This is a genomic window from bacterium (genome assembly GCA_035380285.1).
Taxonomy (GTDB): domain Bacteria; phylum Auribacterota; class Erginobacteria; order Erginobacterales; family DAOSXE01; genus DAOSXE01.
On sequence record DAOSXE010000012.1, the window covers coordinates 77,008 to 90,780 of the forward strand.

Genomic DNA, 13,773 nt, shown 5'->3' on the forward strand with positions numbered 1-13,773 from the left:
GCCCCGGGATGCTTTCTCAGTCGAGGATCAGCCGTCCCGCCAGGGCCCGGCGCAGCTCGGGCACCACCAGGGGAATGTCCTCGCGCTTCTTGACCGGGAAAAACCGGCCGGCGGTCTTGACGGCCAGCGGGGTCAGGAGCCGGGTCAGGTCTCCCTGGAGCCGCTCGAACTGCACCACCGGGCGGTCGACTTCCCCGGAAGGCCCCAGCTCCTTGAGTTCCTTGATGGCGACGTAGACCGGGAGCCGGTCCGTCAGGCTCCGCGCCCGCTCGATCAGTTCTTCCCGGGACGCCCGCCGCAGACGCTCGCGGTCGAGGCCGAAGAGGTCGAGGAGCCCCCGAACGGAAACGGTGTAGGTGGCGTTGTTGAAGTCGGGGATCGCGTCCTGGTCGAAATCGGGGGGAAAGGCGAACTCCTCGACGATCTGCGGCCATTCGCGGCCGATCTCCGGAGCGTAGACCCGGGCCAGGGTCCCCCCCTTCTGACCGGGGGGCTTGACGCTGACCTCGCAGAGAATCCCCACCCCGTCCCGTTCCCTCAGCGCGAGCAGCCCGGGAAGCGCCGGGTCGACCGTCGCCCCCAGGTTGTCGATGTTGGAGATACCCAGGTACTCGATCCCCAGGTCGACCATGGTCAGGAGGGGGCGCGACGGATCCAGGATCAGCCAGAGGGTGGTGTCGAGGTGCCCCGGAGGGTTGTAGCGGTTTTCCTCCTCGTCGCTCTCCACCACGTCCCCGGCGTGGGCGCGGCCGTAGTCGGCCCAGAACCCGATGTACTCGGCGAGGTCGGCGCGGACTTTCTCCAGGGCCGGCCGGCCGGCGGGCGCCTCCGACTTCAGGCGCAGGTCGAGTTTCCGCAAAGCCTTCCCGTAATGGGCGCGGATGTCGGCGGCGGACGGGATCACCCGCTTCATGATCCCCTGGCAGTAGGTGAACACGTCCTCTTTACCGAAATTGCCGCGCTCGGACAGGATCTCCCGCGTCCGTTCGTCGGTGAAGTAGCTGTTGAGGATCCAGACCGGCAGCCGGGCGCCGAAATGCCGGGAGGCCCAGCGGGCGTGGGCCAGCTTCAGTTCCATGAAACTCCGGAGCCTCCCCCCCTCTTCCATGATCTCGAACGCCCCCTTGGGCAGGCGCTCGCCGGGCTTCTGAAAACGGGTGGCGGCGCCGCCGTTCATCAGGATCAACCCGTATGTGCCGGAGGAGATGATCTCGGCGCCCGCGCGGCTCTCCGGGGAACCGTCGCCCGGGAACTCCGCCGTATCCTCCGGGAGCGGAACCCCGACCTCCCAGTCGTTGCCGTAGGTGATGACGTTGGTCTCCAGGCTCAGTTCGCCGGAGCGGTACCTCCTCTGGAGCTCTTCGAACTCCCGGGGGTCGAAGTGATACCGTTGCAGCAGATCCGCGCTCATGGTTCTTCCTCCAGGCAAGGTCCCGCCCTCCCCGCGGGGGGAGGCGTCGGACGGAATCTCAACCGGGCCGCCCGGAAAAAATATTTGAGCAGCACCGATGTCTTCAGTTTCGATTTCCCGTGAACCCGGTCCCGGAAAACGATGGGGACCTCGGCCACGGTCAGGCCCGCCCGTCGGGCCCGATAGAGAACCTCGGTCACGATGAAGGGGTCGGTCGAGGCGATCGAATCCGGATCGACCGCTTCCAGGCCGCGGCGGGTGAATCCCCTGAACCCGGTGGTGGGGTCAGCGTAATCCAGGCCCAGCAGCGCCCGCAGATACCAGCGGGCCCCCCGACTGATCAAGTCCCGGTGCGCGCCCCGGCCCACCGCCCCGCCCCCGGGGATAAACCGGGAGCCCAGGATCATCTCCGCCCGGGAAAGCCCCTCCACCAGGAGGGGCAGGTCGTCGGGCCGGTGCGAACCGTCGCCGTCCATTTCCACGATCGCGTCGGCCCCGGCCGCCAGGGCCGCCAGGTACCCCTCCCGCCCGGCGCGGCCCCGTCCCCGGGGCCCGCGGCGGGCGATCAGGCGGACCCGGGGGTCGCGGCGGGCAACCTCCTCGACCAGGCGCCCGGTGCCGTCGGGGGATCCGTCGTCGACCACCAGCACCTCCAGTTCCGGGAAAGGCTGGGCCAGAACCCCCTCGACCACCTCGGCGATGTCTCCGGCCTCGTTGTAGGTGGGAATCACTACCGCAACCTTCACCGGCACCTCACAGCAGCCTGACCAGCGACTCCATCACCCTCTCCGCGGTGATGCTGTCCATGCAGTTGGGGGAAACCTCGCAGTCGTTGAGGTAGCAGCACTGGCAGGGGACGGGCGCGACGACCCGCTCCCCGCGGCCGTAAAGCTCTATCTCCCAAGCCGAGGTGGGCCCGAAGAGCGCCGCCACTTTCTTTCCCAGACCCAGGGCGGCGTGCAGGGCCATGGTGTCGCTGGCGACCAGAATGTCGACCTGGGCCAGCCGGGAGAAGAATCCCCGCAGGGAGTTGCGGCAGCCGGCGTCGATTACCTGCGGGCCCGCCGCCTCCAGAATGCGGGCGTTGCGTTCCTCCTCCTCCGGGCCGCCGAAGAGAACGACCTGGGCGTCGAGCTCCCCCCGCAGGCGCCGGATCAACTCCACCGTGCCGGTTTCGGTCCAGCGCTTATACCGCCAGCGGCCGCCGCCGCCGGTGTTGACGCCCACGGTCAGACGGCACTCGTCCAGCCCGTTGCGGATTGCGAAAATCCGTCCGGCTTCGCGCTCGGCGGGCAGGAGGTTCAGGACCACGCCCCCGACCGGAGGTTCCAGGCCGAGGATCCCGGAGACGATCTCCTGATAGGTCCGCCGGTTGGCGCGTTTGAGGTCGTCGAAGACGCTCGTCTCCAGCAGCTCCCGGGCGGCATCCCCCAGCGGGCGCACCCGGCCGCGTTCGTCGAGGTCGAAACCTACCTTCTCGCGGGCCCGGGCCAGGGAGAGGAGCCCGGCGCTGAGAGGCGACGTGTCGAGGTTGACGGCCAGGTCGAACTCGCGGACCTGGAGAGCGACCAATCCGTCGGGCTGAAGGGGGAGCACCCGGTCGACCAGGTCGTTGCCGACGAAGAGAGGGAGCGCCGGGGCGCGGGTGATCCAGGTGATGAAAGCGCCCGGGTCCCTCTTTTTCAGGCCGGGGAGAATCGCGGTGGTGCGCAGAACGTCGCCGAGGGCGTCCAGCTTGACGACGAGAATTTCCCGGCCGGCGGGGGCGTACTCGGAGCAGTCGGCGCACTTCGCCCCCGAAGCCTTATGGTACCGGCAGGGCCTGTCCCCCCGGTAGAACCGGCATTCCCGTTTAATGATTTCCATGGTTCGGTCCCCGTCAGCGGCGGCATTTAAGCACAGCCGGCGGGGGTAAGGACAGGATAAAGTGGCCGTACCCTCCTTGCGCCGGGACCCGGAACCTGCTAGAATCCCCGCCCGAACGTTCGTAAACGCACGGTGGAACTATGGACCGGGAACAACTGAGCAGCGACGTCAGGAAAGTGGTCTCGAAGTGGCGGGGGAAACGCGGCACCCTGATCATGGTCCTGCACGAGATCGAGAAGCTCTACGGCTACGTTCCCCGCGAGGTCTCCCTGGAAATTTCGCGGGAGATGGACATCCCCCTGGCCCGCATCTACGAAGTCATCACCTTCTACCACTACTTCAAACTCACCCCCCCGGGCAAGCACACCATCTCGGTCTGCATGGGCACCGCCTGCTACCTGAAGGGGGCGCCCAACCTGCTCGGCGAAATCCGCAACATCCTCGGCATCGGCCCGGGGGAAACCACCCCGGACGGACTCTTCAACCTGACCGTGGTCCGCTGCCTGGGCTGCTGCGGGCTGGCCCCGGTGCTCAAGATCGACGACACCATCCACGGGGAGGTCAAGGTCGGCGAAGTCATCGAAATCCTCTCCGCCTACACCAAGGAACTGACGGAATGAACGCCGCGGAGCTGAGCCGGATCAAGAGTTCCCGGGAATCCGAGCCTAAAAACTGGATCCGGGTGGGGTACAGCACCTGCGGGATCGCCGCCGGGGCCGAGGAAGTGTACGCGGTTCTGGAACGGGAGATCCGAAAACGGGAACTGGACGTGACCCTCAAGAAAGTCGGCTGCGTGGGCATGTGCTACGCCGAGCCCCTGGTCGAAGTCGACGTCGAGGGCGCCCCCCGGGTCTTCTACGGAAAAGTGGACGGGGAGAAGGCCGCCAAGATCGTGGAAAAACACGTGGTCGGCAAGATCCTCCTCAACGACATCATTTACGACGTTCCCCTGAGATAATCCGATGCACCGGGGCAAACGCATTTTGATCAAGGACACGGGGGCGACGGGGCCGGACCGGACCCGGGAGTTCTACAGCGGTTTCCTCAAGCACCTGGTCGAGAAAAAGCTCGACGACGCCGTCCAGCCGGTCCGGGTGGCGGACATCGGCCTCTACGACGCGGGAGTGGTCGTCCATATCCTCCCCGACGACATCGTCTACGCGGGCGTGGAGGAGAAAGACGTCGCCCCCATCGTCTCCCAGACCGTCTGCGAGGGAAAAACGATCAAGCGCCTTCTCCACGAACACCGGAGCCTGCAGACGCGGATCGTGCTGCGCAACTGCGGGGTCATCGACCCCGAGAACATCGACGACTACATCGGCGTGGACGGGTACGCCGCCGCGGCCAAGGTTCTGGGGGGGATGACCCCGGAAGAGACGATCGGGGAACTGAAGATCAGCGGGCTCAGGGGGCGCGGGGGGGGAGGCTACCCGACCTGGAAGAAGTGGGAGTTCACCCTCAACGTCGATGCCGACCAGAAGTTCGTGATCTGCAACGGGGATGAGGGCGACCCCGGGGCCTACATGGACCGGAGCGTCCTGGAGGGCGACCCCCATTCCGTCCTGGAAGGCATGATCATCGCCGGGTTCGCGGTCCGCGCCGGGCAAGGCTACGTCTACATCCGGGCCGAATATCCCCTGGCGATCAAGCGGGTGCAGCACGCCATCGACCAGGCCTACGCCCGGGGCCTGCTGGGGAAAAACATCCTCGAATCAGGCTTCGACTTCGACATCGAGATCAGGCTGGGAGCGGGGGCGTTCGTCTGCGGGGAAGAAACCGCGCTCATCGCCTCCATCGAAGGCAAACGGGGGTACCCCAGCCCCCGCCCCCCCTACGCCGCGGTCAAGGGCCTCTGGGGAAAACCGACGGTCATCAACAACGTCGAGACCCTAGCCAACGTCCCCCGCATCCTCCTCAAGGGGGGCGAGTGGTTTTCCGGGATCGGCCGGATTCTGACCAAGGGAGCCAGCCGGGGCACCAAGGTCTTCGCCCTGACCGGAAAAGTCCGCAACTCGGGCCTGATCGAGGTGCCGATGGGGACCACCCTCAAGGAGATCGTCTTCGAGATCGGCGGCGGGGTGGCCCGGGGCCGGGCGCTCAAGGCCGTCCAGACCGGCGGGCCTTCGGGGGGGGTCATCTCCAGCGACTTCATCAATATCCCGGTGGGCTACGAGAAGCTGCAGAAACTGGGGTCGATCATGGGCTCGGGGGGCATGATCGTCATGGACGAGGACGACTGCCTGGTCGACATCGCCAAGTTCTACCTGCGGTTCTGCGTGGACGAGTCCTGCGGGAAATGCGCCCCCTGCCGGATCGGGGGGGTCCAGCTCCTGCGCATCCTGACCCGGATCACCGACGGGGAAGGACGGGTCGAGGATCTGGAAAAGCTCCGGACCATCTGCCACGCCATGCAGAAAGCTTCCCTCTGCGGGCTGGGGCAGACCGCGCCCAACCCGGTTCTCTCCACCCTCAACTACTTCGAAGACGAATACCGGGAGCACATCGAACGGCGCCATTGCCCGGCCGGGCGCTGCCAGAAGCTCTTCAGCTACGCCATCGACCAGGACAAGTGCAAGCGCTGCGGGCTCTGTATCCGCCACTGCCCGGTCCACTGCATCGCCGGGAACCGTGAGACCGGGTTCGTCATCAACTCCGAAGAATGCATCCGGTGCGGACGGTGCTTCGCCGAGTGCAAATTCGACGCCATCCAGCGAGATTGACCCCATGATCAAAGCGTTCGTCAACGACATTCCGGTCGAGGTCGAGGAAGGGACGACGATCCTGGAGGCGGCCCGCAGGGTGCAGGTCAAGATCCCCACCCTCTGCGCCCATCCCGACCTGCCGCCTTCGGCCGCCTGCGGTCTCTGCGTGGTCAAGATCAAGGGCTCGCAGAAGATGCAGCGGGCCTGTTGCACCCCGCTCGAGGAGGGGATGGAGATCGTCACCCACGACCCGGAGCTGGTCAAGGTCCGGCGCACGATCGTGGAGCTGATCCTCTCCAACCACCCCAACTATTGCCTCACCTGCGGACGCAACAACAACTGCGAGCTGCAGAAACTGGTGGCGGACTTCGCCATCCGCGACGAACTCTACGACAAGATCGTGCGCGACCTTCCCCAGGACTCCTCCACCGGAACCATCGTCCTCGACCCCGATAAGTGCATCAAGTGCGGACGCTGCGTCGAGGTCTGCCAGATCCTCCAGGACGTCTGGGCCCTCTCCTTCCTGGAACGCGGCTTCAATACCCGGATCTCCCCGGCCGGAGACATCCAGCTGGCCGAATCCCCCTGCATCAAATGCGGCCAATGTTCGGCCCATTGCCCCACCGGGGCCATCTTCGAGCAGGACGACACCCGCCGGGTCTGGGACGCGCTCCTCGACCCCGCCAAGCACTGCGTGGTCCAGATCGCCCCCTCGGTCCGGGTCGCGGTCGGCGAAGGCTTCGGCCTCCCCCCCGGGACCGACCTGACCCGGAAGACGTACGCCCTCTTCCGGAGGCTGGGGTTCAGCGCCGTCTTCGACACCTGTTTCAGCGCCGACGTCACCATCATGGAGGAGGGCGCCGAATTCACCGAGCGCCTGAAGGCGGGGGCCGAGCGGCTTCCCATGATCACCACCTGCTGTCCCGCCTGGATCGATTTCATGGAAAAATTCTACCCGGAGATGATCGACCACTTCTCCTCGGTCAAATCCCCCCAACAGATCCTGGGCGTGCTGGCCAAGACCTATTACGCCCAGGACCGGCAGATCGACCCGGCTTCGATCGTCATGGTCTCGGTCATGCCCTGCACCGCCAAGAAATTCGAGATCACCCGCAACGACGACATGTACGCTTCCGGTTCCCAGGACGTGGACATCGTCATCACCACCCGCGAGCTGATCAGGATGATCCGGCAGATCGGGATCGACTTCCTCAACCTCCCCGACGAAGACCCCGACCATATCCTCGCCGACTATTCGGGCGCGGGGGTGATCTTCGGGGCCACCGGCGGGGTCATGGAGGCCGCGCTGCGCACCGCCCACTACATGGTCACCGGGGAAAACTACAAACGGTTCGATTTCAAGGAACTGCGGGGTCTGGCCGGGATCAAGGAAGCGTCGATCAAACTGGGCTCGGAGACGCTCAAAATCGCGGTCGCCCAGGGCCTGGCCAACGTCTCCCAGGTCCTCGACCGGGTGATCGCGGCCCAAAAGGCGGGAAAGCCCCTTCCCTACCATTTCATCGAGGTCATGGCCTGCCCCGGGGGGTGCGTGGGGGGCGGGGGGCAGCCCTACCCGGTCACGGACGAGGTCAGGGAAGCCCGGGCCGCCGGAATCTACCGGGCGGACCGGGACAGCCCCATCCGCTACTCCCACGAAAACCCGGCGGTTCAGGCCCTCTACAACGAGTTTTTGGGGAAGCCCCTGGGAAAACGCTCGGAACAGCTCCTGCACACCAGCTACCGGGCGCGGCCGCTCTACAAGAAATAAGGCGGGGACCCGGGCCGACCCCGCCGCCGGGAAGAGGGGATGCTGAAAACACCGCATTCGCTGCGCCTGCACCTGGGCATCTTCGGCCGGACCAACGTCGGGAAATCGAGCCTGCTCAACTTCATCACCGGCCAGGAGACGGCCATCACTTCCCCCCACCCGGGAACGACCACCGACGCGGTGGTCAAGGCCATGGAACTGCTGCCCCTGGGACCCGTTCTCTTCCTGGACACCGCCGGGGTCGACGACGTCTCCGTCCTGGCGGGCTCGCGCCTGGAGGCAACCGGGAAAATCTACGACCGGACCGACATCGCCGTGCTCGTGCTCGAAGCCGGGATCTGGACCGGCTACGAGGAGGAGATCGTCGCGGCCTGCCGACGGCGGCGGATTCCCTGCCTGGCCGTGGTCAACAAGATCGACGTCGCCCCCGCCGACGGCGCCTTCCGGAAACTCCTGGAGGAGAAGGCGTCGGCCCGGCTCGAGGTTTCCTGCGTCTCCCTTCCGGGGAAAGAACCGTTCCTGCAATCCTTCACCGCCGCCCTCATCGAACTCTGCCCGGAGGAATTCGTCGCGCCTCCCGCCCTGGTGGGCGACCTCCTGCGGCCGGGGGAGACCTGCGTCCTCATCGTCCCCATCGACCTGGAGGCCCCCAAGGGGAGGATCATCCTCCCCCAGGTCCAGGCGATCCGGGACCTTCTCGACCACGGCCAGGCCGCCCTCACGGTCAAGGAAGACGGCTACGCCGCCGCCCTGGCGGGGCTCCGCCGCCCCCCGGGGCTGGTCGTCTGCGATTCCCAGGTGGTCGAGCGGATGGTCCGGGAGACCCCGCCCGACGTCCCCTGCACCACCTTCTCCATCCTCTTCGCCCGATGGAAGGGGGACCTGGCGGAGGCGGTCCGAGCGGTGAAGACGGTGGACTCGCTCGGGGACGGCGACCGGGTGCTGATCGCGGAGGCCTGCACCCACCACCCCCTGGAAGACGACATCGGGCGGATCAAGATCCCGCGCTGGATGCGGGAGTACACCGGCAGAAACCCGGCCTTCGACGTCGTCCCGGGCCGGGCATACCCCGAGAATCTTTCCGACTACCGCCTGGTCGTCCACTGCGGCGGCTGCATGATCTCGCGGCGGGAGGTGCTCCTGCGCGTACAGCGGGCCCGGGAAGCCGGGGTCCCCGTCACCAACTACGGGGTCTGCATCTCCTACCTGCGCGGGGTCCTCGACCGGGTGGTCGCTCCCTTCGGCCTCTCCGGGCCGCCTCAGAGCGGGATATCGGGGTCGGGCGGGCACCCGCAGCGGGCTTCGGAGGAATAGGAGAGGGCGAAAAAGAGCCCGGCCAGGACCAGGTAGGCCAGGGTGAAGAGGTAGGGGATCTCCCGGGCGGGGGAGCCGAGCAGCCAGGGGAGGTACATGCTCCCGGTGGGGTCGGCGGAGTGGACGACCCCGAAGAAGCTGAGGGCGGCCAGGATCAGCAGGTAGACGGAACAGGCGCGCAGCCGCCGGTCGATCATCTGGATCAGGAACGCCCCCCAGAGCATCCCGGTGATGATGAACCCGTTGCCCAGGGAGACCTCGACCAGGACCGGGGGGAGGGTGTCGGTGACGGCGGTCATGAGCTTCTGGAAATTGGCGGTGGGGACGAGGGCGGTGTTGCCGAATTGGATGCTGAGCAGGCGCGCCACCGAGGGGAACATGGCCAGGGCCACGGCCGGGGCGTGGGCGCGGGGCGAACAGATGAAGGCCTGGGACACGATCTCCAGGGCGACGAAGAGCAGGATGGGCCCGAGGACCGCCTCGGGCACCAGGGCGATCAGAAACGAGATGGCCCCCAGCATCCCCCCCAGCCCGAGGATGATCCCGGTGAGGAAGGTGTAGCCGGCCCGGCAGCCCATGCGCTTGTACGCCGGCTGGCCGATGTAGGGGGTGGTCTGGGCGACGCCGCCGCAGACGCCGGAGATCATGGTGGAGACGGCGTCGATGACCAGGATATTGCGGGTGTCGTACGCATCCCCCGCCATCTGGGCGCTGGCGGTGACGTTGATCCCTCCGACCACGGTGAGGAGAGCGAAGGGAACGGCGATGGGGAGGAAGGTCAGGGCGTGGGGTATCCCCCGGATGAAGCCCAGGGTGGGGATGGGCAGGCCGGCGTCGAAATCCAGCCGGGGGGGGCGGTAGTGGCCGACCGAGAGCCCCAGTTCGCCCAGGAGGTGGTAGAGGACGGTGCCGAGGACGATGGCCGCGAGCACCCCCGGGATCTTGTAGGGGAGCTGGATCCGGGCCACCACCGTGTAGAAGATGAGCCCCAGGGATATCATCCCCACCACCGGGGCGCTGAAGATGTTGACCAGGGGATTGAACCCGATCAGGGCGATGCCGATCCCCGCCAGCGAGCCCAAAAGCGCCCCGGTGGGGATGATGCGCTGGACCCATTTGCCGCAGAAAGCGAGCATGAACTTGCAGACCCCGATCATCATCACCGTGGCCATCCCGATCTGCCAGGTGATCTGGGCGGCGTCGGCGGGGGTGTACCCCGATTTTTTCAGGGCGACGAAGGCGGGGCCCAGGACCGCCAGGGGCAGGCCGATGGTGGAGGGGGCGTCCAGCCCCTGGGGCATGGCCGCCACCTCCATGTTGCCGGTCCGGCGGGCCAGCCGGACCGCCAGCCAGCTGTAGGCCATGTCCCCGAACAGCACCGCCGCCGCGCTCCCGGGAATCATCCGGGTATAGACGATCTCGGCCGGGAAGTCGAAGGCGAAGATCATGATCGCGCTCAGGAAGGAAAGCACGGCCATGCTGTCGAAGAGCAGCCCGAAGAGGCCGTTGAAATCGTCGAACGCGAACCACCGGTAACGTTCCCGCTCTGCCATGGAACCCTTCCCTCCCTGCTGTCGGTTCGGAGCAGTTCCCGGCCGGCGACGGCCGCCGTCCGATTATAGCGTCACGGGAAGGGGGAGGCAAGTCCGGCCCGGACCGGGGTCAGAAATAGAGATCGCGTTCGCCCCGGGCGGTCCGCTCGTAGTACTCCGGAAAGCGCCGAGCCGCCGCGCCCGGGAGCCCGGCGATCTCCTCGATCTCGCGCCGGATGAGGGGTTCGGCCGCCGCGCGGGTGGCGGGGCTGCCGAAATCGTCCAGCCATTCCCGGAAGGTGAGGACGGCGTTGAGCTTGCAGAAACGCCCTTCCCGGCCGCTGCGGAGCAGGTCCATGATCTTTTTCCCGGTGCGCCCGCAGCGGTACCCGGCGGTGCAGAAGGAGGTGACGTACCCCGACTCCGCCAGTTCCCGGATGAACTCGTCCAGGCTCCGCGTATCCCCCAGCAGGAACTGCTGGCCGCTGGAGGACTGGGGCAGCGCGCCGTCTCCGTACCCGCCGATCCCGATCCGGGTGGAGGCGTCGGTCTGGGTGATTCCCAACGCCACCGAAGCCCGCCTGATCCCGGCGTTTTCCCGGGCGGTGATGATCATTCCGGTGTAGGGAACGGCCAGGCGGATGACGGCCACCAGGTGGAGAAAATCCTCGTCCGACACCTTCCAGGGGGAGTCCTGGGCCAGGGTGGAGTTGAGGGAAGGCTGGAGCCGGGGGAAGGAGACGGTGTGGGGGCCGATTCCGAAGCGCTCCTCCAGCTCGCGGGCGTGGCAGACCAGCCCCAGGACCTCGTAGCGCCAGTCGTAAAGGCCGAAGAGAGCCCCGATGCCGACGTCGTCGATGCCGGCCTCGAAGGCCCGGTGCATGCAGTAGAGCCGCCAGCGGTAATCCCCCTTGATCGTCCTGCGGGGGTGGAGCTTCTCGAAGGTGGGCCGGTGGTAGGTTTCCTGGAAAACCTGGTAGGTGCCGATCCCGGCCTCGTGGAGGAGCTTCAGCTCCTCCACGGGCATGACCGGGGCGTTGACGTTGACCCGCCGGATGTTGTTGAAGCCGTGGGCGGTCGGGACCCTGACCCCGTAGACGGCGGCGATGGAATCGGCCATGTACTCGATCCCGCTGCGGGGGTGCTCCCCGTAGACCAGGATCAGGCGCTTGTGGCCGATGGTTCCGGCCAGGATTTCGACCTCGGCGCGGATCCGATCCATCGAGAGCAGGTCCCGCCCCAGGGAGCGGTTTCCGCTCCGGAACCCGCAGTAGGCGCAGTCGTTGACGCAGAGCGAGCCGGTATAGAGGGGGGCGAAGGTGACGATCCGGTTGTCGTAGACCTTGAGCTTGACCTCGAGCGCGGCCCGGTACATCTCCTCCCGGAGGGCCGGGTCGGCGACGGCGATCAGCACGGCGGTCTCCTCCGCGGTCAGGGTTTCGATCCGCCGGGATTTATCCAGGATTTCGCGCACCCGGACCGGGTCCGGGGGGGAGGAGCGGGCCAGGAGCCGTTCCAGTTCCGCTTCGGGGATGAAATCGCGGCCGGCGTCGAGGTAGCGCTCGATCTGGTCGGCCCGCACCCGCTGCCGCACCCAGCGGTCGAGATCGGTCGAGGGCTCGCTCACGGGTCAGACCGGGTTGAGGAGGAAAAACCGATAGGCCAGAAGCATGGCGAAGAGGAGCCAGAGCAGGTAGGGGACGAGGAGGAGCCCGGCGGCGGGCCGGCGACGGGCGTATTCCAGAAGCAGCAGCAAGGTGACCAGGACCAGGGGCAGGATCTCCACCACCGCGAAGACCAGGTTGTGCTTCCCGAAGAAGATCCAGGGCCAGAGTGCGTTCAGGGCGAGCTGGAGGACGAAAAGGAGCCAGGGGAACCGAAAACGCCCGCGCCCCCCCCTCCAGGCCAGGACGGAAGCGATCCCCATCAGGAGATAGAGGAGGGGCCAGACCAGGCTGAAGACGAACCCCGGAGGGGTGAACTCCGGTTTGACCAAGCCTTCGTACCAGTCCCCGGGCCGGAAGAAAAATCCGGAGAGCCCGGGGAGAAAGGAAAGAACGACCAGGATGACCGCCGTGCACGCCTTCATGAGTCAGCAGTATAATCCAGGAGCCGGAAAAACGAAACCGTCTTCGCGCCGGGGGTAACGATTCGCGCTGGGAACGCGCGGTACCATCGTTTACCCTATCGCCGGAGGCCGCACCGGGAACGACGATCATGCCGGACTGCAAACCCGACAACGAATCCAGGGAACGGGCGCGGGAGACCACCCGGGCCGTCTTCGGGGACACGGTCTTCCTGCGGGCCCTGATCGAGATCTCCAGTCACTGCTCTCGGGACTGTCTCTACTGCGGCCTGCGCCGCTCCCACCGCCGCCTGGCCCGGTACCGGATGGCGCGGGATGAGGTGCTGGTCGCGGCCCGGGCAGCCCTGCAGGCGGGCCTGCGCACGGTGGTCCTCCAGGCCGGCGACGACCCCGGCCTCGGCCGCGGCGAGGTCTGCGACCTGATCCGGGGGATCAAGGCCCTGGAGCCGGAAGCCGCCGTCACCCTCTCCCTGGGGGAGCGGCCCCGGAGGGACTACCGGGCCTTCCGGGAGGCGGGGGCGGACCGCTACCTGCTCAAGTTCGAAACCTCCGACCCCGGGCTCTACCGCCGTCTTCGCCCCGGGCGCGAACTGCGGGAGCGGCTGGACGTCCTCGCCCTCCTGGCGGACCTGGGCTACGAGGTCGGGACCGGCAACATCGTCGGGCTTCCGGGCCAGGAGAGGGGCAGTCTGGAACGGGACCTGGAACTTCTGGCCGAAATCGCCCCGGAGATGGTGGGGACCGGACCCTTCCTCCCCCAGTCCCGCACCCCGCTCGGAGACGCCCCCCCGGGAGACCCCGAACAAGCCCTGGATTTCCTGGCCGCCGTCCGCCTGGCCCTCCCCCGGGCCAACATCCCCGCCACCACCGCCCTGGGTTCGCTGGGGGAAAACTACCCGGTGGAAGCCCTGCGGACCGCGGCCAACGTCCTCATGGTCGGGTTCACCCCCGCCGCCGTCCGGGACGGCTACGCCATCTACGACCGGCGCGCCCGCTTCAGCCCGGCCCGGGCGGGCAACGCCGCCCGGGCCGCGGGCAAACGCGCCTCGGGGGAACGGGGAGACTCCCCGGCCCGGCGGACGGCCTGAGCCCGG

Annotated in this window: 12 protein-coding genes; 6 read left to right on the plus strand and 6 right to left on the minus strand. The window is 67.2% G+C overall.

Annotated features, from left to right (window positions below; genetic code table 11):
- Nucleotides 1-16: 16 nt before the first annotated feature.
- The 3 genes from PLZ73_06265 to PLZ73_06275 are packed head-to-tail and all read right to left on the minus strand — an operon-like array spanning nt 17 to nt 3,277.
- On the minus strand, nt 17-1,411 hold the full coding sequence (locus tag PLZ73_06265; protein ID HOO77476.1) for a UTP--glucose-1-phosphate uridylyltransferase: 1,395 nt from the start codon (nt 1,409-1,411) through the stop codon (nt 17-19).
- Complete coding sequence (locus tag PLZ73_06270) at nt 1,408-2,157, minus strand: glycosyltransferase (protein HOO77477.1); 750 nt, start codon at nt 2,155-2,157, stop codon at nt 1,408-1,410. Before PLZ73_06270 ends, PLZ73_06265 begins: the two co-directional genes overlap by 4 nt.
- A 7-nt stretch (nt 2,158-2,164) precedes the next feature.
- Nucleotides 2,165-3,277: a glycosyltransferase family 9 protein gene (locus tag PLZ73_06275; GenBank protein ID HOO77478.1), complete on the minus strand. Its 1,113-nt coding sequence runs from the start codon at nt 3,275-3,277 to the stop codon at nt 2,165-2,167.
- Between the two features lie 140 nt (nt 3,278-3,417).
- Here PLZ73_06275 and PLZ73_06280 point away from each other — a divergent pair, with 140 nt between their 5' ends.
- The 5 genes from PLZ73_06280 to hydF are packed head-to-tail and all read left to right on the plus strand — an operon-like array spanning nt 3,418 to nt 9,061.
- The gene (locus PLZ73_06280) at nt 3,418-3,897 is read left to right on the plus strand and encodes an NAD(P)H-dependent oxidoreductase subunit E (GenBank protein HOO77479.1); all 480 of its coding nucleotides are present in this window, start codon (nt 3,418-3,420) and stop codon (nt 3,895-3,897) included.
- The gene (locus PLZ73_06285; protein ID HOO77480.1) at nt 3,894-4,235 is read left to right on the plus strand and encodes a (2Fe-2S) ferredoxin domain-containing protein; all 342 of its coding nucleotides are present in this window, start codon (nt 3,894-3,896) and stop codon (nt 4,233-4,235) included. The genes PLZ73_06280 and PLZ73_06285 overlap by 4 nt, the downstream gene beginning before the upstream one ends.
- A gap of 4 nt (nt 4,236-4,239) precedes the next feature.
- Nucleotides 4,240-5,997, plus strand: coding sequence for an NADH-ubiquinone oxidoreductase-F iron-sulfur binding region domain-containing protein (locus PLZ73_06290; protein HOO77481.1), 1,758 nt, complete (start codon nt 4,240-4,242; stop codon nt 5,995-5,997).
- Between the two features lie 4 nt (nt 5,998-6,001).
- Nucleotides 6,002-7,747: an NADH-dependent [FeFe] hydrogenase, group A6 gene (locus tag PLZ73_06295; GenBank protein HOO77482.1), complete on the plus strand. Its 1,746-nt coding sequence runs from the start codon at nt 6,002-6,004 to the stop codon at nt 7,745-7,747.
- Nucleotides 7,748-7,786: 39 nt separating this feature from the next.
- Entirely contained in the window at nt 7,787-9,061 is a 1,275-nt protein-coding gene (gene hydF / locus PLZ73_06300) for a [FeFe] hydrogenase H-cluster maturation GTPase HydF (protein HOO77483.1), read from the plus strand.
- Here hydF and PLZ73_06305 read toward each other — a convergent pair.
- From PLZ73_06305 to PLZ73_06315, 3 genes are all read right to left on the minus strand, one after another.
- The gene (locus PLZ73_06305) at nt 9,007-10,614 is read right to left on the minus strand and encodes a hypothetical protein (protein ID HOO77484.1); all 1,608 of its coding nucleotides are present in this window, start codon (nt 10,612-10,614) and stop codon (nt 9,007-9,009) included. The genes hydF and PLZ73_06305 overlap by 55 nt on opposite strands.
- 109 nt (nt 10,615-10,723) lie before the next feature.
- On the minus strand, nt 10,724-12,220 hold the full coding sequence (hydG, locus tag PLZ73_06310) for a [FeFe] hydrogenase H-cluster radical SAM maturase HydG (protein ID HOO77485.1): 1,497 nt from the start codon (nt 12,218-12,220) through the stop codon (nt 10,724-10,726).
- A gap of 3 nt (nt 12,221-12,223) precedes the next feature.
- Nucleotides 12,224-12,682 (minus strand): tryptophan-rich sensory protein, encoded by a 459-nt coding sequence (locus tag PLZ73_06315; protein HOO77486.1) that lies wholly within the window; start codon nt 12,680-12,682, stop codon nt 12,224-12,226.
- 128 nt (nt 12,683-12,810) lie between these two features.
- On the opposite strand from PLZ73_06315, the gene hydE reads away from it, so the two are divergent.
- On the plus strand, nt 12,811-13,767 hold the full coding sequence (hydE, locus tag PLZ73_06320; protein HOO77487.1) for a [FeFe] hydrogenase H-cluster radical SAM maturase HydE: 957 nt from the start codon (nt 12,811-12,813) through the stop codon (nt 13,765-13,767).
- Nucleotides 13,768-13,773 lie beyond the last annotated feature (6 nt).